Source organism: Streptomyces sp. NPDC090994 (assembly GCF_044768905.1).
GTDB lineage: Bacteria > Actinomycetota > Actinomycetes > Streptomycetales > Streptomycetaceae > Streptomyces.
In genome coordinates this window covers 46,102-69,270 of sequence record NZ_JBIVWS010000028.1, presented here as the reverse complement: position 1 = coordinate 69,270, position 23,169 = coordinate 46,102, and the positions used below count along the sequence as shown (strand labels likewise).

12 protein-coding genes and 2 pseudogenes are annotated in these 23,169 nt (G+C 71.4%); 10 read left to right on the top strand and 4 right to left on the bottom strand.

Annotated features, from left to right (window positions below):
* Complete coding sequence (locus ACIQR3_RS34165; RefSeq protein ID WP_403544919.1) at positions 1–252, bottom strand: hypothetical protein; 252 nt, start codon at positions 250–252, stop codon at positions 1–3.
* A 509-nt stretch (positions 253–761) separates the two neighbouring features.
* Between ACIQR3_RS34165 and ACIQR3_RS34160 the strand changes: the two genes are divergently transcribed.
* From ACIQR3_RS34160 to ACIQR3_RS34140, 5 genes are read left to right on the top strand one after another with little or no spacing between them, the layout of a single operon-like run.
* A complete protein-coding gene (locus ACIQR3_RS34160; RefSeq protein WP_403544917.1) occupies positions 762–2,135 on the top strand; it encodes a hypothetical protein in 1,374 nt (457 codons plus the stop codon).
* Positions 2,136–2,156: 21 nt separating this feature from the next.
* Positions 2,157–5,942: a hypothetical protein gene (locus ACIQR3_RS34155; protein ID WP_403544915.1), complete on the top strand. Its 3,786-nt coding sequence runs from the start codon at positions 2,157–2,159 to the stop codon at positions 5,940–5,942.
* Positions 5,939–9,730, top strand: coding sequence for an AAA domain-containing protein (locus tag ACIQR3_RS34150; protein WP_403544913.1), 3,792 nt, complete (start codon positions 5,939–5,941; stop codon positions 9,728–9,730). Before ACIQR3_RS34155 ends, ACIQR3_RS34150 begins: the two co-directional genes overlap by 4 nt.
* A complete protein-coding gene (locus tag ACIQR3_RS34145; protein WP_403544911.1) occupies positions 9,727–12,957 on the top strand; it encodes a hypothetical protein in 3,231 nt (1,076 codons plus the stop codon). Before ACIQR3_RS34150 ends, ACIQR3_RS34145 begins: the two co-directional genes overlap by 4 nt.
* Positions 12,938–15,394, top strand: coding sequence for an ATP-binding protein (locus ACIQR3_RS34140; RefSeq protein WP_403544909.1), 2,457 nt, complete (start codon positions 12,938–12,940; stop codon positions 15,392–15,394). Before ACIQR3_RS34145 ends, ACIQR3_RS34140 begins: the two co-directional genes overlap by 20 nt.
* Before the next feature lie 292 nt (positions 15,395–15,686).
* Here ACIQR3_RS34140 and ACIQR3_RS34135 read toward each other — a convergent pair.
* Positions 15,687–16,379, bottom strand: a pseudogene (locus ACIQR3_RS34135) (IS5 family transposase).
* A 370-nt stretch (positions 16,380–16,749) separates the two neighbouring features.
* Here ACIQR3_RS34135 and ACIQR3_RS34130 point away from each other — a divergent pair.
* From ACIQR3_RS34130 to ACIQR3_RS34110, 5 genes and pseudogenes are all read left to right on the top strand, one after another.
* Positions 16,750–16,884: pseudogene (locus tag ACIQR3_RS34130) on the top strand (DUF3253 domain-containing protein); the annotation flags it as partial.
* 98 nt (positions 16,885–16,982) lie between these two features.
* The gene (locus tag ACIQR3_RS34125) at positions 16,983–18,410 is read left to right on the top strand and encodes a uracil-xanthine permease family protein (protein ID WP_403544907.1); all 1,428 of its coding nucleotides are present in this window, start codon (positions 16,983–16,985) and stop codon (positions 18,408–18,410) included.
* A 67-nt stretch (positions 18,411–18,477) separates the two neighbouring features.
* On the top strand, positions 18,478–19,176 hold the full coding sequence (locus ACIQR3_RS34120) for a cysteine hydrolase family protein (protein WP_403544906.1): 699 nt from the start codon (positions 18,478–18,480) through the stop codon (positions 19,174–19,176).
* Entirely contained in the window at positions 19,146–20,405 is a 1,260-nt protein-coding gene (locus ACIQR3_RS34115) for an MFS transporter (protein ID WP_403544904.1), read from the top strand. The genes ACIQR3_RS34120 and ACIQR3_RS34115 overlap by 31 nt, the downstream gene beginning before the upstream one ends.
* On the top strand, positions 20,405–21,043 hold the full coding sequence (locus ACIQR3_RS34110; RefSeq protein WP_403544902.1) for a helix-turn-helix domain-containing protein: 639 nt from the start codon (positions 20,405–20,407) through the stop codon (positions 21,041–21,043). Before ACIQR3_RS34115 ends, ACIQR3_RS34110 begins: the two co-directional genes overlap by 1 nt.
* A gap of 98 nt (positions 21,044–21,141) precedes the next feature.
* Here ACIQR3_RS34110 and ACIQR3_RS34105 read toward each other — a convergent pair whose 3' ends face one another.
* Positions 21,142–21,735: a snapalysin family zinc-dependent metalloprotease gene (locus tag ACIQR3_RS34105; protein ID WP_403544900.1), complete on the bottom strand. Its 594-nt coding sequence runs from the start codon at positions 21,733–21,735 to the stop codon at positions 21,142–21,144.
* Between the two features lie 368 nt (positions 21,736–22,103).
* Positions 22,104–23,117, bottom strand: coding sequence for a helix-turn-helix domain-containing protein (locus ACIQR3_RS34100; RefSeq protein ID WP_403544898.1), 1,014 nt, complete (start codon positions 23,115–23,117; stop codon positions 22,104–22,106).
* Positions 23,118–23,169 lie beyond the last annotated feature (52 nt).

Sequence of the window (23,169 nt, the reverse complement as noted above, 5' to 3'; positions counted from 1 at the left end):
TCACTCATACACAGTGGCGGCCTGAAGCGCTCTGGCCAGGAAGGTCCAATCCCCGCCTTCCGGGAGTTCCTTCCCGACGTTCTGGTACCAGCCCGGCGAGTCATGCATCCATGCCGCAAGGGCCTCAAAGAAGCGGTCGAGGCTCTGGTTCTCCCATTCGTGTCCCCGACGGAGGTAGTCCTGGCGCAGTTCTCGAACGACGGAGACCAGTTCGTCGCGGCTGCGGACTTCGTCGTCGGGAGTCAGTGGCATGAAGTGAAAGTACCTTGCGTCTCGCGCCTCAGAGCGCTTGACGATCAATAGGAGCATCAGTGGGCTGTGGGCGGCGGAAGAGTGGTCGGCCGAGCCGTGCGTACAGGGTGCCTGTGAGTGAGGTCCGGCGCCCTGCGAAGTGGCTCAGGCTGCACGACGAGGCCGCAGACAACCCGGATACCTCTGCGGTCGGCATCGACCGGTTGTGCGGGTCGGCGGTCCCTGGACGCAGTGCAGGCTCTGCGTCGGTTTGGCTAGAGTCGGGGTTGCCTTAACGGAGTTTGGTGGACACCAACAAGGACAACCCGGAGCGGAAGGTGCGGCTGACCTTCCTCGGCTGATCGAGTCGACGACCGGGTGGAACGCGTCTCACTTCCCTTTTTGTGAAGTGCCGTTCGCGGCCGTCAGGTCGTTGCCATAATGATCTGGTGACCGGCTTTACGGATCGGATGACACGGACGGCTCAGAGGCGGCGACTACACGACGCTGTGGTGGTCGTCCCTGGGATCATGGGCAGCGAGCTGATCGACTCGGCGAGCGGCAAGGTGCTGTGGGGCGCGCCTCATCTGTTCAAATACACCGCACGGATGCATGCCGATCGTCTCCGCTCGCTGGCGGTGACCGAAGACGAACGCGCCGGTCGGACTGGCAGAATCAAGACCGGAGGGCTGCTCTCGGTTCACGAGTGGATGCCCGATCTCGGCGGCATCGAGCCCTACAGCCGGATGGTCAGCGACCTCCGGAAGTACGCCGTCCATCCGCACGCGGTCGTTCCGTTCCCCTATGACTGGCGCCTGTCCGTACGGCACAACGCGAACCTCCTCGCAGATGCCGCCCACCGTCACCTCGAACGCTGGCGCTCCCACCCGGAGCACCTGCGGCACATGAGGGACACGGGGGAGGAGCGCCCGGCTCAACTCCTTTTCGTCGCTCATTCGATGGGCGGACTCCTTGTCCGGGAGCTGTTCAGGATTCCCGGCGCCGCCGACGACGTACGGGCCGTGCTGACCGCCGGCACCCCTTTCCTCGGTTCCGTCAAGTCCGCCGTCGTGCTGGCCAGCGGCAAGGCGGGTGCTCCGTGGCTGCCGAAGAAGGCGCTGCGGGAGGCCGGCCGTACGATGCCCGGTCTGTACGACCTGCTTCCCTCGTACCGTTGCGTCTGGGACGGCGAGGACACGCGGCGCCTGACGGTCTCGGACATGACCGCCCTCGGCGGTGACGCCGACCTCGTCCGGGAGACCCAGGCCTGGCAGGCCGCCGGCGCCGGCACGGAACTGCGCGGACACAGCATGATCGTGGGCGTCGAGCAGCCCACCCCGCTGAGCCTGCGGATCGAGAGCGGACAGGCCGTCACCGGCCGGAGTCTGCCGGCTCGTCGGCCTGACGGGACGCTCCGCCGTGACGGCAGCGGCCGCGCGGTGGCCGAAGACGCCCTGGGCGACGGCACGGTCTTCCGTGAGGCGGCCGTGACCGGGGCAGCGACGGAGATCGCCGTCGCCCGGAAGCACGGGTCCCTGATGTCCTCCAAGCAGGTCAGAACGATGGCCGCCGCAGCGCTCAGCGGCCTGCGCGATCTCGCCGAGCGCGGTTCCGTGCTCGGCGCCGGACACTTCGGCCTCGACGCCCCCGAGGCCGCCCGGCCGGGCGAGCCGTTCACCATCCGTCTCACCGGCGCCGACGACCCGTCCGAGGTGCGCTGCACCCTGGAGGAGGTCACCGGCGCGGAGAGCTCGGCCCGCACCGTCCTCAAGCCCGATCGCGCCGACCCGACGACCATGTCGGGGCAGTGCACCCTGCCCGGCCCCGGACTCTTCCGCATCGAGGTCACCGGTGGCCTCGAGCCGGTGTCCCACCTGGTCATGGCAGTCGCTGACGATCACTAGTACAGGGGCACGGGGGACGTGGTGACGGAGCTCTACGGCACCGAGTTCGTGGACGAGTTACCCGTCCACGCGCTCACCTTCGACGACGTGCACGACCAGCCGCGCGTCGCCGCCGCCGAGGAGGCCGCCGCGATCACCGCACTCCTCGGCCGCCTCGGCGCCGTCACCGCACCAGGTGTCGCGCAGCCCGGTCAGTGGGACCTGAACACAGTCGAGGAACGGCTGGCCCAGTGGGCGGCCTCGGCAGGCGAACGCACCTCGGTCCTGTTGTGGATCGGACACGGCAAGGGGACGGAGCGACAGGAGCACCTGCTCGTGCCGGGGAACCCCGAGAACACCCGTGTTGGCCGCGTCGTACCCCAGACGTTCGCGTGGCACCTCCACGACGAGGCGAGGCGGCGCGTGGCACCGCACTGGGCCTTCGTGGTCGTGGAGGCATGCAGCTCGTGGGGCTTCGTGGACCGGGTCGCGGAAGAACTCACCCGCATCGGCGATACCGGCGACAAGGAACTGGCCCTGCTGCTGGTCGCGTCCGGCGAGTATCTCGGCCCCGGACACCTCGGCACGTTCCGCGAGAAGCTGACCGAGGTCCTGGACGGCTTCACGGACCACGACGCGGGGATCCAGCCCGGAGAGCTCGCCCACCGCCTCAACGCTCAGGCCGGAGTGAACGCGCGCGCCATCGGGTGCAGCAGGCAGCTTCCCTTACGGCAGAGGGCCGCACACCCGCTGCCCGTGACGGCCACCGTCGAGGACTACGACCGGCTCCACCGGCTCCTCGACACCCAGACGGACAGCGCGATGGCGCACTTGCTGCGCAGGGGGATCGGAACCGGTCTCACCGAACTCTCCTGGGGCTTCATGGGCCGGGAGGCCGACCGCAGGGACATCGCCCGCTGGGCCGCCGACCCGCACGCGCCGGGCATGCTGATCATCACCGGTACCCCAGGGGCGGGGAAGTCGGCACTGCTCGGCAACCTGCTGCTGCACGCGTACCCCGCCGTCGGCGAGGAGTTGGACGCCGCTGGATTCGCGGACCGCCTTGATCCGGATCTCGGGCTCCCCGCCGTCGACGCCGTGCTCCACCTCGCCGGTTCCACCCTGGACCACATGGTCGGCAGACTCCCCACCCTGCTGGGCATCGACCTCCCGGAGCCGGGGCTCGCCCTCCACGAGCGGATCGCCGCCCTGCGGAAGGCCGTGGAGACCCGGGCCGGCACCTTCGTCATGGTCGACGCACTCGACGAGGCCCGCGAACCCCTGCTCATCGCGGGCCTGTTGAGAGAGCTGGCCCCGCTGTCCGGCGTACGCCTCCTCGTCGCCACCCGGCCCACCGCACCCGCCCTCCCCAGCGGCCCCCCGTCACCGGGCGGCGCGGTCCGCGCGGACGAGCCGCGGGCCGATTCCGGAACGCACGCGGTACCGACTCCCGGACGCCGTGCCCCCACGGCCTCGGAAGAACTGCTCGACGCACTCGGGCGCACCACCGGACATGCGCGGGTGCACGTCCTGGAGCGTGACGCCGAGGCCGTACGCGGCTACGTGGCCCGAGGTCTGCGTCAGACCGCTCCCGGGGAGCCGCCGGCCGCCGGGCGCGACACCGCGGCCGTCGACGGGATCGCCGACATCGTGCGCGAGAGGGTCGCGGCCGGGGACTGGGAGTTCCTCCAGGCCTCGCTCGTCGTCCAGGAGATCCGGCAGCGCCCGGAGCTGCTCCGCCCGGAGCGGCTCGCCGACCTGAACCGGCTCCTCGCCCACGACCAGCGAGGCCTGTTCAACTCCGCCGTGGATCGGATCTCCGAAGGTTTTCCGCAGGCCAACGCGCTGCTGGCGGCCCTCGCCCACACCCGTGGGCGCGGCCTGCCCCGCGCCGGCCAGGTGTGGACCACGGTCGCCGCGGCACTCGAGCCGGGTGCGGAGGCCCCCGGGGACGCCGACATCGCCCTGCTGCTCCACCGTGCCGCCGCGTACGTGCTCCTGGACGGCGAGGACGGTCACACCGTCCACCGGCTCGCGCACCGTACCTTCGCGGACCGGTTCCTGGAGCGGTCGGTCCCGCGCGAGAGGGAGGCCGTCCTGCGCGCGCTCGTGGGTCTCGCGGAGCGCCGGATCGAGGACGCCCCCGACGCCCCGCTGCCCGGCTACCTCGCCCGTCATCTGTCGGGGCACGCGGCCGCGACCGGCCCCGTCGGCTGGCGGGAGCTGGCCGCCCACCCCCGTGTGCTCGACCGGATCGACCTCCCCGCCCTCGCTGCGGACGTCCTCTCCGCAGGGATGTCGCTGACTTCCGTGGCCGGAGACGCCGAACAACTGCCCGGCGCCGTGCTGGGCACCGTCGCCTCCGCCCACCTCATCCGCGCGTCGCGACCCGGCGACAGGCCGGGTCTGCGTCAACTCGGCGAGGCCCGCACCACCGGCGGGAACACCGAGGCCGGACCGGACGCCGGATGGCGGGTCTGCTGGAGCCGGTTGGAGCGGCACTCCCCGCACCTGCCGCTCGACGGCCACGTCCGGCCCGTCAAGGAGCTCGTCTCCTGGGGGGCGGAGATCCCCTTGCTCGCGAGCGGGGCGGAGGACGGCACCGTCTTGTTGTGGGGCCCGTGGGGCGGGCACGAGCCGGTCGTGGCGGTGCCCGCCCCCTTGCGCACGAGCCTGCTGGCCATGGCCGCGCTCCCGTCCGGCCACGCCCACGGCTTCCGGCTCGCCGTGGCCCACAACGACCGGCGCGTACGCGTCTGGGACCTCGGCGACACGCCCGCCGTCCACACGGAGACCGATGTGCCCGCGATCCTCACCGCCATGGCCGCGGTGCTCGGACCGCGGCCGAAGCTCGCCCTGGCCGGCACGCAGGGCTACGTCGCCCTGTGGGATCTCACGGAGCCGGAGCACAAGCCCCGGTCGGGCGATCAGCCGGGCGGACGCGTGCGCGACATCGTCGCCGTGCCGGAGCGTCGGTTGGTCACTGTCGACGAAGGCGGCTACGTCAGGCTCTGGGACGCCTCGGGCGAAGCGCCGAGGAGCCTCGTCTCCCATCGTCCCGCCACGCCCCCGACCGCCCTCGCCCTGCTGCCGGGCGCGGCCGGGGCCGTACGCTTCGTCTCCGCGCACACCGAGGACACGGCGGACGATGCGAAGGCCGCGGCGGAAGTGACCTTCTGGTCGCTCACCGAAGACGGCCTGACTCAGGACGGCGAGCCGCTGTACACCGGCGACACGGCACTGACCTCGATCGGCGCGATCACCGTGCCGGACGGCGGCGCACAGCTGGTCACGGCGGCCCGGGACGGATCCCTGTGCCTGTGGGACCCCGACACCCGCACCCGGATCGCGGTGCTCCGCGAGGGGGCGTCCGCCCGTACCGTCCGGATCCAGTCCTTCGTCGGACCGGACGGGACGCCGATGCCCGTCACCGCCTCCCGACGCGACAGCGCCGTACGACTCTGGAGCCCGCACCCGCCCGGTGCCTCGCACGCTACCGGCGGCCCCCCGGATCAGGCACTGGCCGGTGCGACGAGCGTCGACCGCGCACGGGGTCCCGACGGCGAGGAGCTCCTGCGGCTCGGGTTCCCGGACGGCACATGGCGGGTGTGCGCGGCGTCCGACGGGGCCGACCGGCCTTCCATGGACGTCAGGCCCGCGTCGCTGCCCGGAAGCCCGCCGCAGCTGCCGGACCGACTGGGTGCCCGGTTGCGCGACCGGGCCGTGCTCGACCGCGGCCGTACCGCACTGGTACTGGACGACGGAGTGATCGTGGTGGAGGCCCTCGACCCGCCGGGGACCCACCCAGGGGAGAAGGAGTCACCATGACCGAACTGGGCGACGAGACCCCCGAGGACGTCCTCGACTCGCTCTTCACCGGGGACAGTGCCCCTTTCGGTCCGTACGTCATCCGCGGCGTCCCGGTCGTAGTCGCGGGCGGGCGCATGATCCGGGCCACCCTCACCCGGCCCGGCGACGACGCGGAACGCTTCGACGTGTGCGTGTTCCGGAACGTCACGAGCATCGTCGGCGAGCTGTGGGAGCACGAGGTGCGCAGCCTGCTGCGCCTCCAGGCGCTCGGACACCCCGCACTGCCCGAATTCGTCGACGGACGGTACGACGAAGGGGTCGGCGCGGCGTTCACCCTGACGCGGCAGGCGGGCAACCGGGTGAGCGAGGAGTGGCACGAAGGCGACTTCCCGGGCTGGGCGGCGCAGAACCAGGCCGTCGTGTTCGACCAGTACAGCCTGCTCGTCGACGCCCTCAGCCAGCTGCACGGCGCCCGCATCATGCACCGCAACGTGACACCGGCCGCGATCACGATCCGCCGTACGGACAGCGAGGACCGCTACTCCTTCGCCCTGGGACGCTTCGAGATGAGCGCCCTCCTGGGCAACCTCGTCCAGTCCATGTACGCGCCGTCCCGGGACAGCGACTACCGCAGTCTCGTCAACGACCTGTACCTCGAGGCGCACGACGGCATTGAGCCCGCCCACCACCTGGCGTACCTCGCCCCGGAGACCTGGCCGTCGCTCTTCTCCGACAACGCGCCGCCGCGCCGGGACTGGGCCAGCACCGATGTCTTCGGGCTCGGGGTGTTCGGCTGGGAGCTGTTCTGCGGCCCGCTGGCCGAGAACCTTCCGGAGGCGTACGCCGCCGTGGCCGCGGCGGCACCGGCGGAGCTGCCGCGGGCGCTACAGGAACTGCACGCCCGGATGCGCGCGCACCTGAACGTGCACACCGCCGCCCAGGTGCCGCGCGAGCTGCGCAACGTGCTCCTCAGGATGCTCGATCCCGAACCGCGCGGCCGGTGCTCCTCCTTCGAGGCGGCCCGGGCGCTGGAGGAGAACTGGGAGGCCATCAGCTCGGTGTGGTCCCCGCAACGGGACACCAAGAAGCCCTACCTCGTCGCCTTCATGCCCGTGCAGTCGGTCGACACCCTCTACCGCCAGCGTCACTGGATCTCTCGCAGCCCCGTCGACGAGGCCGGCAGGGAGGAGCTCCAGGCCTTCCTGGAAAGGGAGCTGCGGCAGGCCGAACTGGTCTGGGTGTCCGGCGGAGCCAAGGGGTACGTGTACGCCGGGCGGGAGGAGCGGCTCGCCCAGGCGGAGTGGGTGCTGATCGGCGAACGGGCCGTGTGGTTCTGTGCCTTCCTGTACGACGAGAAGCTCACCGGAGAGATCAAGAAGACCCATGACGACACTCTGGTGATCAAGTATGTGGTCGACCGGAGGTTCGCACCGGAGGTACTCGCCGCCCGGCCGCGGCGCCGGGTCGGCCGGATGGACCTCGTCCCGTACAAGATCGGGCAGGCCCTCGGCGACCAGGTGCACGAGGACCGCCCGTCCTGGGTGCCGATCACCGAAGCGGTGAAGGCGGCGAGCGCACCTCCGGACCCGGAGAACAAGGAACTCCTCCAGTCCATGCACTTCATGCTGGAGTACCAGGGAGTCATCCACCGGGCCCGCCAGTACGCCTACCGGCTGCCCGACGACGCCCCCGAGGGCAGGACGTACGTGCTGGAGCACGACCCTAAACGGGACCGCGAACGCATCAACAACTCACCGCTGCTCACCGCGTACGCGGGGGATCGCGTGCGCCGGCCCCCCCTCGGGGACTTCGCCGACGCGCTGCTCCACGAAGAGGGCGGCGGCACGCTCACGGTGGTGCGCGACGAAGGCGGCAAACCTCACTTCGGCCGTGACTCCTTCGAGGTCAGGATCAAGGGCAGGGCGGACGCGGACTCCGTGACGGTCATCGCGCTGAACGGCCAGGCGCTGCCCGAACGGGGATGGATCCGCCCGGCAGGGGACCGGGGTACCGAGATCCAGTTGCGCCGGATGGCACGCGGGGTCGAAGCGCTGCGGCAGAAGCACGGCCTGATGCGCGCGCTGCACAGTCCGTCCTCGATCCGCCTCAGTCGCGGCCAGTGGAGCCACGAGGACGAGGAACGGACCAAGCACCTCAAGGGCAACGCCACGAGCGTCATCGGCGAGATGCTCGACTATCACCCCTTCTACGCGCTGCAGGGACCCCCGGGTACCGGCAAGACCACGGTCGCCACCCACGCGGTACAGCAGTACCTGCGGGCCGAGCCGGGAGCACGGGTGCTGGTGAGTGCTCAGTCGAACCACGCGCTCGACCACCTCGGCATCCGCCTGGCCGAGCAGCTGCAGGAGGAGATCGACGAGGGGAAGGTACTGCTTCTGCGGGAACTCCAGGACAGCCGGGGCCCCGGTGAACTTCCGCCGGCCCTGCGGCCGTACACCCTGTCCACGCTGACGGAGCAGCTGAAAACGAAGATCATCGACGCGGCGCGCGACACCGCCGTCGCCGCGGAGGACGATACCGAGCTCAGTGACGCGGAGCAGCACCTGAGGGAAGAGTGGGCACGGATCGTGAACGGGAACGAGCTCGAGATCTCGGACCGGATCAAGGCCGGAGCCAACATCGTCCTCGCCACCTGCTCCATCGCGGGCACCCTGAACGACGACATCCGCGACGCGAACGACGTCTTCGACTGGGTGATCATCGAGGAGGCGGCGAAGGCTTGGCCCACTGAGATCATCATGCCGCTCGTCCTCGGCGTGCGCTGGACCCTGATCGGCGACCACCGGCAGCTCGGGCCACACCGTGCGACGGACCTCGCCGGCTTCCTGGCGGGACTGGCATCGAACAAGAGTGACGAGATCGTGCGCCATGTGAAGGCCACGGACCGCTACCTGCGCCACATGGCACTCTTCGGGTCCCTCTTCGCGGAGCCGACCGGGGACGCCACCGGCGAGGACGACGGGAACGGCGAGGGCAGCGCGGCACGGAAGGCGGGCGCCGTGAAACCGCGGCCCCGGCCTATGCCCGTACCCCCGCCCCGGCGTGCGGCCGAGCCGCGGAGTCCGGCCGAACCCCGCCCGCTCAACCGGCTGGTGAGCCAGTTCCGGATGCACCCGTCGATCGCCGAGCCGGTGGCGAGGACCTTCTACCAGCAGCGGACGGAGGGAGGCAAGATCGTCAAGGACGACAAGGGCCTGCCCGTCAGCTTCCTCGAGTCGCCCCCCACTCAGGACAAGAGGCTGCACGGTCTCCGCCGGCCGGACTTCCTGCGGGACATGCCGCTCGTCTGGCTCGACACCTCACTGCGGGACGACTGCAAGGACCAGCCCTACTGGAGCAACCCGGGCGAGGCGGCGATGGTCCGGGACCTCGTCGTCACCCTGCGGCAACAGCGGACCGCGCCCCAGGACCTGGCCCTGCTCACCCCTTACGCGCAACAGAAGAAGCTGCTGCGCAAGCGCCTCGAAGAGCGAGGACTCCAGGACGAGGTGCACACCGTGCACTCCTTCCAGGGACAGGAGGCGGATCTCGTCGTCGTCTCCCTCGTGCGCTCCGTCGAGCAGGGGCCGCACCCGCGGCAGAACGTGGGCCACGTCGCCCAGCCGGAGCTGGTCAACGTCCTGCTGTCACGGGCCAGGCAACTCCTCGTCGTGGTCGGTGACCTGCGGCACTTCGAGAAGCACGGCGGGAGGAACTGGCAGACCGTCATCGACGTCTTCGGGAACCAGAAGGCGATCGTGCCCGCGCCCGCGTTCCTCGACGCCGAGGAGGCGGGGGACGCATGACCGGGACCGTCGACATCGCGGTGCCCTGCCACGTCGTGACCCTCAACCTGGTGCTCGGACCCGAAGCCGGGGCGACCACCCTGGAGGGCCTCGTCGTACGCGGCATCGTCGCAGGCCGGCGCACGGTCGAAGAGCTGGCCCACCTGTTCTCCCTGCCGCACCGCGTGATGCTGGACGTGATCCACGGTCTGTGGACCAAGGGCTACGTCTCCATCGACTTCTCCGACGGCTTTCTCGAACTGACCGACGCCGCCAAGGACCTGATCGCGGCGGGAGGCGGCCTGGAGGACGCCTCCACCCAGACGGAGCAGCGCCAGTTCGTCTTCGAACCGCTGTCCGGGTGCGTGTTCGTCTTCGAGCGGTCCCTCCTCAGGCCGCCCCCGGACAGCCTGGAAGTCCCGATCACCCAGGGGGTGGGGGCCGACGACCTGCCGCGCGGCGAGCTGCTGCGCGCGGTGCGCGCCACCGTCCGGCACGAGCAGCGTGACAAGGGGCTGCGGAGCAACATCCTCGACGTCTCCTTCGGCAACCCGCTGTTGAGCACCGACGGAGGCGTTCGCTGGCTCGCCGTGAGTGGGACCGTCCAGATCGACCCCGAGACGGACCGGCTCGCGCTGAACCTCGCGGACGCCTCGGGCTGGAACCGCTCCGCCCGGGACCGGCTCCGCAGCCAGATCGCGGCACTCGCAGAGCGCAGTCCGGCCGATCCCTTCGTCACCTCCCTGCGGAACAAGGCGGAGCCGGCCAGCCCGGAGCGCACCGACCTCGGCCACCTCGCCGACCGGCTCGCCGCCCTGGTGGCGGAGGCCCCCGACGCGGAACCGGCGACGATGCCCGCGCGCAACGAGGAGCTGACGGAGGTCGCCGGACAGATCGCCGAACGAGTCCACCAGCTCTCCGGCTTCCGGGCCGCCGCCACTCCGGTCGCCGCGGGGGAGGACGTGACCTGGTGGCGCGGCGAGCTCATCCGCCGGGCCCGGCACCAACTCGTCCTGTCCGTCCCCACCATCGACTATTCGGCGCTGAACGACGTCTTCCACGAGCTGGAGGCGGCCCTCGCGCGGGGCGTCACCCTGGTCTTCGTCTGGGGAACCGATCCCACGGCCACCCTGCCCTCCAAAGTGGAGAACGCGCTCTACGACCTGCAGGCACGGCATCCGGAACAGGTCCTGCTCGCCGACCGGAGCTCCCGCACCCGGGCCTGTGTCCTGATCCAGGACGACGAGCGGGCCTTCGTCGGAACCCGCAGCGTCCTCGACTTCGACCCGGGCAGCAGCGTCCTCGTCCAGGCCGCCCCGGACGCGGCCGGCCCCGCCCGCTGCGTCGTCGACCTGCTGGTGTGGGCCCGGCGAGTGTACCCGTACCGTTCCGACAGCAGGCGCATCACCTTCCGGCACGAGGACTTCGGCCGTACACGGGAGACCGCGGTGGCCGCCCCCGTGCCGGCGGTCATGGCGCCGGACCGGCTCCCCGCCCCGGACGAGAACTGGGAGGCGGACCCGGTCGCCGCACGCGCCGTGTGGGCCGCCGAGTGGGAGGACGTCCATGCTCGGCTCGTCGGCGCGGTCGCCGCCCTCCACCACGGCGACCCCATCGTCCGCACGACCGACGACGCCGACTACGGAGACGCCGTCCACCAGGCCCTCGGCGGAACGATGGACCGGCTTGTCGTCACCGACGACCGCGCCGACCGCATCGTCTGCGGAGACGTCCTCGCCCGCCGGCTGCGCGCCCGGATCGACGCCGGCGCGGTGCTCCACCTCCACCATCCCGCCCTCCCGGCTCCGGTGTCCGCGCCCGGGAAGTACGACGATCTCCTCGCGGATCTCCGTCGGCAACGGACCTACCGCGAGGGCCGCGCGGCGGCCCGCGCGGTCGTCAGCGACCACGAGGTGCTCACCGGAAGTTACTCCCCGCTCGGCCGGCCGACGGCCCGGTCGGTGTCGAATCCGCACAGCGGACACATCGGGCTCCACATTCTCGGCGCCGACTTCGCCGTCGCCTTCACCCGCACCCTGGGCATCCCCGACTGGGACACCCTCCCGACCCGCGAACGCGCGGCCTCAGCCCGCCCCGCGGCGCGGGCCGCGGACAGGGGTGCCGACGCCGCGGCGCGGCTCCCCTGGAAGATCCTGGAAGCGCGTGCGCGGGATCCGCAATGCCCGCCCGAATCGCTCCGTGCCGAGATCGCCAGAACGCTCCGCGAGAACCCCGACCCCGGGCCCGACTGGGACACCTGGGCGAACTGGCTGCTCACGGACGCCTGGCGGCGGAACGCCTTCATGGAGGCACACCTTCTCGCCGCCCGGATCGGACGGTCGGCCGCGCTGTCACCGGCGCTGACCACCGCCGCGGTACCCGTGGAGCACGGACCCGCCGGCGAGCTGCTCTTCTTCGCGGTGGACGAACTGCGTACAGGTTCGCCGGGCGAGCGGGCCGTCGCCCTGGTGGGCACGATCGCCGAGCTGCTGCTGCGCGGTGGCGAGTCCGGGATCCTCGCGTACACCGAGCTGACAGGTGGCGACGACGCCTTGGAGGGGATCCCGCCGACCTGGTCGGAACTGGCCGAACTGGCCGTGGCGTACCACCAGGACACGCTGACGGCGCTTCCGCTGACCCTGCTGGCGGGGGAGGAGGAGCAGTTCTCCAGGGCCGACCGGATCACCCGGCAGTGGCGGGAACTCGCGGCGCGGGCCCAGAACTTCGTCTCCTCCCGGCAGAGCTTCGGCTTCGCCTCCGGACGGTACGCCCACGAGACGCTGTGCGCGCCGGACGGTTTCCTGCACGGGATCACCACCGTGGGACTGGCCGGTGGGGGCACGGCGAGTGCGCGCGAGGAGCTGGCAGCCCTGTTTCCCGACCGGGACATGAGGGCGTACATCGACAAGATCGTCGCCGACATGCCTCGGCTCCCGGGCCCACGCAAGCGGCAGCAGATCCAGTGGAGCCGGCACCTGAACTACGCCGACCGGCTCGCCGGCATCGTCGAGGACGCCCGCCGGCTGATCCTGGAGACCGCCGGACCGGAGGACCAGGGGAGTGCCTGGAGAGCGGCTCCGGAAGGTCACCTGCCCCTGGCCGCGTTCGTCACGACACACTGGAATCAGCTCTTCATGGAGGCGGAAGCCCTCGGAGATCCGCACCGGATTCCGGCCCTGGCCCTGCTCACGCAGTTGCGGCCGCTGAGTAGATCCCTGAGGGAGTCCCATGACCACACCGCTGCGTGACCTGCTGGCAAGCTGGCCGGGCCGCTTCCGCCACCCGGCCGTGCTGATCGCGCTGGCCGACGGAACCGCCGACCCCGACGGAAAGACGCTGGGCGACGGCCTGCTGAGTGCGCTCGGCGGCCGCAGACCCGACGACGTGTTCGACCACCTCCTCCGGGAGGGAGAGTTCATGGCGACGGACGCCATGCTCCACGAATGCGCGGAGCTGGCGGAGACGGCCGAGGCACGACGGGCCGCGCTGGAGGCTGCCCGCAAGCGGGCCGAAGCCGCCGTCCAGCTGGAGGGCAAGGAGCTGGTGCGCCGCGCCGAGGCGGCGGGCCTGGAGATGCGGCAGGACGAGGTGGACGGCTTCGCCGTCGTCGCCCGTCGTCGCCGGCCGGAGGCCCAGCGGCTGATGAAGGAGCGGGCCGAGGCCATCGACCAGGCGATCGAGGACGAGGCACGGATACTGCGGGCCCGCATCGCCGCCAGGTCCGCCGACGGGGAGGCCGATGCGCCGGACCCTGACGGGACCAACTCGGACCTGGAAGAGCTGCTCCAGGCCGGCCAGTTGAAGATCGTGCGCTCCCGACTCGCCCACGAGCCCGCCGGGGCCCTGTTCCCCGAGGCCGTGCCGCCCTTGCGGCCGGCACAGTGGCGCCAGCTCACCCCGGAGCGCGTCCTGCACCTGATCCGCGACGAGACGGTGCAACGGGACGCCGGGTTCGCCCGGTGGAACCCCGTCGACCGGTACGGGCGTGAACTGCTCGACGCCTACGCCGGACTCGAGCACAACCACGAGCGCTCCGCGGCGGACTTCGCCGCCGCGCTGGCCGGGTTCCTCGGCTCGGACGGCCCGGTGCCCCGAGCCGACCGCCGACCGTACGGTGACGGATTCCTCACCTCGCTGGACGGGCTCTTCGCCGAGCAGCCGCTGCGCCGGCTGCACACCTCCGGACGGATCGATCTCTTCGTCGCGCGCCCGGAGGTGCGGGACGTTCCCGTGGATCTCGTCGACTCCGCCGGGCAGCGGCCCCGCGTCGCGATCGGCCCGGACCTGGAGCCCTCCGGGTACCTGGGCCGTACCAACGTGGCCGTGGTCACCCTGCGCGATCTGCTGCGGCTGGCCACCGTACGGGAGCGGCGTGCCGTCCTGCTGTTGCGGCGGATCGCCCGGCAGTGGCCCGTCACCGCGCTGACGGGCCCGACGGCACAGGACTTCCAGCGCGTCCTGGGCACCGACCGGGACGTCGCATGGCAGACGCTGCGCTGGATCCTCGACCTGACGGGGGCCGGGGACGCGGTCGCGGCCGACGCCATGGCCGGCTGCACGGGGATGGACCCCGGGCTGTTGCTCGTCATGCTGCACGCGGCCGTGAAACCGGACGGGGCATGGCCCGGCCCCGCGTCCGGGTCGCGCCGCGTTGCACCCTGGGAAGACCAGCCCCAGCTCGTCGAGGCGTTGGAACGGGAACTGCTCGGCCGCTGTACGGATCCGCAGACCGAGGCGGCGTTCTGGGCGGCGCTGGTCGTCGCGGGGCCGGACGGCAGGACGTCGGCGGAGGACATGCGGGTCATCGCGGAAGCGGTGGCGGAGGGCAGGAACGTCGACGCCCCGATCGCCGCCGGCACCGAGGCCCTGCTCGCCAACGGCATTCTTCAGAGGGCCGCCGGGGGAGAGCTGACGCTGCGGAACTCCGGTCTAGAGCGGCGTCTGTGGCAGCGGGCCGACACGGAACTGGTCGAAGCCGTCGAGCGGATCCCTGCGGAGACGGCTGCCCAGGCCGAGTGCGCCGTCGCTCCGGAAGTCGCGATGCTCACGGGCTGGCCGGCCAACCGTCACCTTCTGGCACCGTCCTATCCCGTCTTCCAGCACCTGGCCGAGACGGGGAGCGCGAAAGCCGAGGAACTCCTGGACCAGGCCCGCGCCGTCCTCGCCGAGACAGCCTCCTCCGACCCTGACGTCCCGGTCGGCACGGCCGCGCTGTACACCGTCTTGACGTCCCTGGCCGCGCAGTTGCCTTCCGTCCACCCTGACGTGCACGTCGACGTGCGCTGTCCCGAAGACACCTGGGTCTCGGTCGACGACGCCGCCCTCCGGGTCGTGTTCCACGAGCTTCTGGACAATGCGGCCGAGGCTCTCACAGCTCAGCAGGGCGGCACGATCAGGATCGACGTGGCCCTGGAGGCGTACGACGCCGTTGTCGACGTCCGGGACAGCGGGACGGGCCTGCCCGCCGAAGTACGCGGACGGGAACGCGTGGTGTTCCGCGAGGGGTACTCCACGCGCGGTGCGGGCCGGGGGACCGGCTTGGCCCGCGTCATGAAGATTCTCCAGCTGGTCAGACCGGACTTCGCCGAGATCCGAGCCCTGCCTTCGGACGCAGCACCGTCGACGCTCAGGGGCGCACGCTTCACGGTGGTGCTGCCGCTGACCGACACCGGACGTCCGGCATGACGTGCTCGATGTGACAGACGCGTTTTGACGGTGTCGGCTGCGTGCGGAGTGGCGACCGCCGTCGGGCTGCCGGTGCGGTGCCATGCCTAAGCAGGCTGCTAACGGATCCGCGGACGACCGAGAGCCGAGCCCGACATCGTGAGCGTACTGTGCGAAAAGGCAGCGGATCTTCTGTCGAGCTCGGCCAGCACCTTCAGCGGGAACTGTCCAGCGGGTCGTATGCAGAGGCGGATCTCCTGACGCTGGCCCGCCACGCGTTCCGACGATGCGGCGGCGATGTTCACGGGTTGTGCTAGGTCATGACTGTTTCACCCGTGGCTCGTTTCGCGAGGTTGGAGATCATCGCGAGGCGGATCATGCTCTCGGAGTGGGCGGGTTTGGCCTCGTAGTCGCGGGCGAGGCGGCGGTGCATCATGATCCATCCGAAACTTCGCTCCACAACCCAGCGCCGCGGGATCACGGAGAAGCCTTTGACCTGCTCATTTCGCGGAACGACATCGACGTCGATGCCGAGCGAGGCACCGTGCTCGATCACTTTCTTCTTGTAGCCGGTGTCGACCCATGCCTTGCTGATCGTGGGGTGGCTGGTGGCGACGCGGGTCAGGAGCTGGATGCCGGCCTCGTTGTCCGAGATGCTGGCGGCGGTCACCGTGACCAGCAGTAACAGGCCGAGGGTGTCGACGACGATGCTGCGTTTACGGCCGACGATCTTCTTGCCGGCGTCGGTGCCCTGGGTGTGGTGCGGTTTTCACCGACTGGGCGTCGATGACGCAGGCGGTGGGCTCGGCCTTGCGCCCCTCCTGCTCACGGACCATCCGGTGGAGATGAAGGCCGAGTTTCTCGATCGTGCCGTCGGAGGACCAGGTGCTGAAGTACCCGAAGATGGTGGCGGCCCCCCCCAGGCCGTCAAGATCGGCTCCATCAACGCCCAACGGGCATCGGACAGATCGCTCGGATAGGGCAGGCGGGAGGAATGCGGGGTCATGTAGACAGTCATGCAGGTGCCTCGCCGTGGCGCCATCGCTCGAACGAGCGAGGCAAAACAATATCTAGCGGGTCATTATCGAACCGGAAAGGAGCTATCGCTCCAATCGCGGGTGAATCGACCTTCCATGACGACCCTTAAGTCTTCGCAAAACTCGTAAAAGCCCTGGACAGCGGCAAGTTCACCAACCGGCGAACTGTCCCATACCTATCCATTAGCGATGCGAACGTCCTCTAAGTGAGCGTTTGGTTCGCTTTCGCGGTAGTTCTTGGCAGATTGCGTCCCGGCATGGTCGCTGTACGACGACCCGTATACGGGGATAAGCCCTCAATGACCCAGTTGGGGAGTCTGAACGGCGCAATGATGGAACCCGGTCCGCCGAGCCGCCCGGCGGCTGGCCGCGGCCGGGGAAGTCGAGATCACCCAGGGCGGGAAGCCCGTCGACCCGGCCGGGGCGCGCGGCCCGGTCCGGATCCGCCGCGCCGGCCGGCGTACCGCCGGCTGAAGGAGTGCGGAAGGCCCTGCCGCGACACGTGTGCCACGAAATCACCTGGCAACGTGCGGCATATGCCGAAGCAACAGTGACACCGTAATTCTTTCAGCATGAGTGAAACGCATGAACGACACGGCACGCATGGCGCCGTGCTGGACGTCGGGTTCGAGGACCGTGTGCCGGGACCGCGACTGCTGCTGTACGGCCTCCAGCACCTGCTGGCCCTGACCGGCATCTGGATCTTCCCCGCCGCCGTCGGGGCCTCCTTGAGCCTGTCCGACACCTCGGTCAGCCACATCGTGCAGGCGTGCTTCCTGATGACCGGTGTCGTGACGATCCTGCAGTCCAGCAAGGTGCTGCGGCTGCCGATCGTGCAGGGCCCCACCGCCGCGTTCCTCGCGGCGCTGCTCGCCTCCGGCGCCACCTACGGGCTCGGGGTCGCGTTCGGCTCGATGATGGTGGCCGGCGCGGTCTTCATGCTGCTGACCGTGCCGGTCAGGAAGTTCGGCCTGTTCGGGCACCTCGCGAGGTTCGCCGCCGACCCGCTGGTGTTCGGCACGCTCTTCGTCATCATCGGCGCCCAGCTCGCCTCCATCGGCCTGCCGGACTGGTTCGGCACCAAGGGCACCGCGGGCTTCGGCTGGCACAGCTTCTGGATCGCCGCGGCGACCGTCGCCACCGTGTTCTGCTGCATGATCTTCGGTGGGAACACGCTGATCAAGCGCGGCGCCGTCGTGTGGGGCATCGTGGCCGGCTCGGTGCTGGCGGCGCTGACCGGCAGTTGGTCCCTGCCCGGCCTGGGCGGCGCCGCCGTGGTCGGCGCCCCGCACTTCATGCCGTTCGGGTTCGGCGTGGAGTGGCCGGTGGTCCTGCTGATGCTGCTCGCCTTCCTCCAGGCCGGCGCCGAGGCGATGGGGATGTACACGCTGGTCGGCGGCTGGGGTGGCCGGCGGCCCTCGCTGACCCGGGTCAACCGCGGGCTGTTCGCGGAGTTCCTCGGTTCCGTCGTGGGCGCGGCGTTCGGCGGCATCGGCACCACGTCCTACCCGGAGAACGCCGGCATCATCCGGGTCACCCGGATCGGCAGCCGCTTCGTGACCATGGCCGCCGGCTGCTTCGCCCTGGTACTGGCCTTCCTGCCGCAGGTGAGCCTGTTCATCGCCGGACTGTCCGCGCCGGTGCTCTCCGCGGCCTCCACGGTGCTGTTCGGCATCATCGCGATGAGCGGCATCCAGATGCTGCGGGACGTGGAGTGGGACGACCTCAACATGGCGGTCGCCGGTACGTCGTTCATCGTCGCGCTCGGCACCCAGTTCCTGCCGGCCGACGTCGTGGCACTGCTCCCGGAGGACATCTCGGGCATCGTCACCACCCCGATGATGGTGGGCGTGGTGATGCTCGTCGTGCTGCACGGCGTCGTCAACTTCGGTGTCCGGCCGCTGCTGGAGCGGCGCGGCGCCCGCCCCTCGGCCACGCCCGGCACCGACGTCCGCCCGGGCCGCGCCACCGACCAGGACAAGGAACTGGTGGCCCCCTGACCGCCGTCGGCCGACGCACCCGCAGCACCTTCCCGCCACCCACGGAGCCCACGGAGCCCACGCACCGATGATCAGCCACCACGTCTACGGCGACCGCCGCCCCCTCGACCTCAAGGGCAAGTTCGCCCCCTACTTCACCGGCCGCACCGCGGTCGTCTCCATCGACATGCACGAAGGACACCTCTCGCAGGACCCGGCCTGCCCCTGTCCGGCACCGCGCGGACGCGAGATCATCGCGCCGGTCGACGCCTTCCACCGGGCCGCCCGCGCGGCCGGCCTGCCCGTCGTCCACGTACGCTCCGAACTGCGCGCGTCCGGCGCCGACGACCTGCGCGGCACCAGCCCCAGCGCCTGGCGGTCGACGTTCACCGAGCACGTCGGGGAGATACCGGGCGCCGCCGAACACGCCCTGGCCGGCAGCCGGTGGACCCGGTTCGCCACCGAGGTGCTGGACGGCGACGAGATCGTCACCGGCAAGAAGCGGCTGTCCGCCTTCTACCCCACGGACCTCGACTTCCTGCTGCGGCAGCTGGGCGTCACCACGGTGGTCCTGGACGGCATCATGGCCGACTGCTGTGTGCTCAACACCGCGTTCGACGCCTCCAACCTCGGCTACCGGGTCGTCGTCGCCGCCGATCTGGTGCGCGGGACGGACCCGGACATGGAACGGTTCGCGCTGCACACCGTCTCCCTCCACCTCGGCCTGGTCATGGACGCGGCGGATCTGCGGGCGGCGTGGTCCGCGTCGGCCGTGGCCGCCGGCTGATGGGCGGGCACACGGCCGCCAGGAACGTCGCCTGGTGCACGGCGGCCACCATGGTGATGTCGATGGCGGTGTCGACGTTCCCCACCCCGCTCTACCCGCAGTACGAACGGCTCCTGGGCATCGACGCCTTCGGAGTGACCTGTCTGTTCGCGGCCTTCGCCGGCGGCGCGGTCGGCGGTCTGGAACTGCTGCGCCGGTTCGGACTCCGGCTGCGGCCACGGACGCTGGTGGCGGCCTCGGGCGCCACCGCCGCCGTCGCCGCCACGGTCCTCGCCCTCGACGCCGGCCTGGTGCCGTTCGCCCTGGCCCGGGCGTTGTCCGGAGCGGGCGCCGGGTCGGCCTCGGCGGTGGCGACGGCCTGGCTGCACACGACCGTGGAGTCGCTGCCCGCACCCGCGCGGCACCGGTGGCGCACCAGCGCCCCGGCGCTGAGCATGCTGGGCCTGGCCCTCGGCCCGGTCCTGGCCGGTGTGCTGGTCGGCGGCGCGGGACTGTCCCGGACGACCGCCTACGCCCTCCTGGCCGGCGCGGTGACCGTGGCCACGGCGGGAGTTGTGCTGACCGGACGCGACCAGTCCGGCCGTCCGCGGCCCGCCGCACCCGTACCGCGCGGACCACGAGGACCGCGCGGACCACGAGGACCGCGACCGGTGATCGCCCTCGCACCGCGCGTCCGGGCGGCGCTGGCCTTCGCCACCACCGGGGTGTTCGGCGCGCTGACGCCGACGATGCTTGCCGCGGTGACCGACCATCCCTCCACGGCGCTGCTGGGGGCCTGCGCCTTCCTGCCGTTCGCCGCCGCGGCGGCGGGCGGGCTGCTGCCGGCCCGGCCGGCCGGCACCGCGGCCGTAGTCATGGGCACCGGTCTGGTGGGACTGGGCGCGGCGACCTCGTGGCAGTCGGCCGGGCTGTTCCTGGCCTGCTGCCTCGCCGCGGGCGTGGGCAGCGGCCTGCTCTTCAAAGGAGCGCTCGGCGAGGCGCTCGGCGCGGCCGGTACCCGGCTGACGGACCGGCGGACGGACCGGCAGGTGGTCGGCGCGGTCGTCATGCGCTGGGCCTACACCGGCCTGGCGGTGCCCGTCCTGGGGCTGGGGCTGGCCACCACCCGGCTGCCGGTCACCACCGCGCTGACGGTGTTCGCCGTCCTGCTGTGCGCGGCGCTCGCGGTGTCCTGCGCGCCTGCCGCGATGCGCGGACTCCACCCGCTGCCTGGCGAGAAGGAGACCTGATGAGCGAGAGTTCCCTCATGACCGCTGTGGACGATACGGCCGACGAGACCGCGCCGAGCGCCCGGACCGGCGACGGTGCCGAGGACGCCCTGGAGGACGTGCTGTCCGCCATCGGCGCGCGCATCCGCAGGCACCGCCGGGACAAGAACATGACGCTCCAGATGCTGGCGGACCGCTCGGGGCTCTCCGTCTCGATGCTCAGCACCGTGGAACGGGGCCGGATCAGCGCCTCGGTGGGCACGCTCTACGCGATCGCGACGGCGCTCGACGTCAGCCTCACCGCCCTGTTCGCCACCCCGCCACCCGACGAACCGGTCGTGCCGCGCGAGCGGCAGCAGGTCATCCGCACCGGCGGCGGAGTCGTCCGGCGGCTCGCCCTGGACCTGCCGGAACACCGCTTCGAGCTGTATGTCGACACCTACCCGCCCAACGCGTCGCACGCCGCCGTCCCCGCACGCCATCCCGGGCACGAGTACGGGGTGGTGCTGAGCGGCGCACTGGTCGTCGGCCTGCGGCGAGCCGAGCACCCGTTGCGGCAGGGAGACGCGATCCAGTACCCCACCGACCAGGAGCACCTCATCACCAACCCGCACCCGCGGGAGGCACACGCGGTCTGGATCAACACGCGCCGCGTCTGAGGCGATGGCCGCGAGGCGGAAGGCTGCGCCGCCGGGAGTGCCGTCCCGGGGATTTCGTCGAGGTCCCCGGGACGCCCGTCCGCTGGACGGCCGAGTGGTCAGGGCGTGTCGACCAGGGTCCGGCCGTCCGTGAGCGCGAGTGCGGCGATCGCGCTCGCGTAGGCGGACTGTACGCGGGAGCGCTCGGCGGCGTCCGGTGTGGCGTTGGTGCAGGCCGGGCCGGCGCTCGACCCCGACATCAGCTGGGAACAGGGGCCTGGCTTGGTGTCCGGCAGACCGAGACTGTGCCCCAGTTCGTGAGCGGCGATGCGCGTCCTGTCGTAGCCCTGGGCCACGGCCTGGCTGCCGAGTTCGACGCGTACCTGACGGCCCGGACGAACGGGTCCGAGCGTGGCCTGCGGCCAGCCCGTGGTGGCGACGATCACGATCTCGGCCGCGGAGCCGGAAGTCGCTTCCACCAGGCGGACGTTGCTCACGTTCGCGTTCCATGAGGCGACTCCGGCCGCGACGGCGGCTTCCCAGCCCGCGGCGCCACTGTCGTCGTAGCGCAGGGTCACCGCTGCCGCCCGCGCGGGGGACGCCTCACTCGCGGGAGCGGAAGCGGGAGCGGGAGCGGCGGTCGCGGCGCCCGACATGGCGAGGACGAGGACCGTGGCGGAAGTGCCTGCCGAGAACCAAGTGCCGAGGGGCATTGCTGCTCCTTCTTCCGTGGGGGGGTGTTCCGTGGGGGGTGTCCGGTGGGCGGTGAGGTGGGGGCTGGACGGACCGTCGACCGCTCCTCCGGGGCGTTGCGATGGTATGCCTCGCACTCCGCTCCCGTCATGTACCTGCCACGATGAATTTCCGTCAGAATCCGCCCGAGCAGGCCGGTCCACAGGATGAAGGTCGGGCGGCCACGCGAATGCGGTGACGGGGCTCGGCGTCAACCCCCGCAACGCTGAGCACTGCCACGCGGCCACCAACGAGACTGGTCACGCCCACCCCAGGTCGGTGCCCCGATGCCCCCGCGCAGGCGCAGTCGAGAGTGGCGCCGCCCGGCCCGGGCAAGCGGCGCCGTCCGTCAGGTGGCAGCCGTCGGACCGGCTGGAGCGGCGTACACGCGGCGCGCGGTGCCGCCCTGATGAGGCAGGTACGCCTTGCGGTAGGCGCGGGGCGACAGGCCGTACCTGTCCTTGAACGTCCTGCTCACCGCAGGGGCGTTCGTGAGGTTCCAGCGTTCGCTGAGCACCGCGATGGTGGTCGCCGCGTGGCGTGGGTCGACGAGGTCCAGCCGGAGCCGTTCGAGCCGGCGGTCGCGGACAGAGGCGGACACGGTGGTGCTCCGGCGGGCGAAGATGCGCCGGACATGACCGGCCGACAGGTGGTGCGCCCGGGCGATCACACCGGCGTCGATGTGCTGGTCGAGGTGGTCGTCGATCCACTGCGAGAGGCGGGCGAAACGGTCTTCGGCGGGCGACGGCCCGGTGCCCCCCGCGGCGACGGCGAGCACGGCCCGGACGAGGGCCTGGATGGCCTGCGCGCAGTGCCGCCGGACCTCGTCGCCCATACCGCTGGGCGGTGGCGCCACCTCCCGCAGCAGAGCGGCCAGCGGACCGGAGGCCGGCAGGTGCGTGCCGTGGTCGAGGCAGGAGTAGTCGACGGGCGGCAGCCAGGTGTCCTCCTCGACGAACCCCAGCCCGACGATGAGCCATCGATGCCGGCCGGAAGCGGCGATCCAGCCCGCGTCCGTGCACCGGTAGAAGGCGAACTCGCCCGGCTCCAGCGTCACGGTCCGGCGTGGCTGGAACACGGTGACACGTCCTTCGAGGCACATGCCGAGGAACAGCCCGGGACAGCGGCTGGACCGGGAGGGGCGGGCGTCGACGGAGTCGTCGGCCTCGACGAGGCAGAAACGCAGGTCGCCCATGGTCCAGGACTGCAGGCTGAGGGTGGCGGCGGTGGGGGACCACCGCAGGGCCACCGCGTCCTCGCCCGAGCCCGCCGTACCACCGGCGGAAGGCGCGAGGTAGCCGACCAGCTCGTCGGGGAGCCGCACGCTCGCCGCGTGCCCGGCGGCGTCTGTGGATGGGGTCATCTCGCCCTCCAGTCCGCGATCCGTCCCCTCGCGTCGCCATCGCATCGGCGCG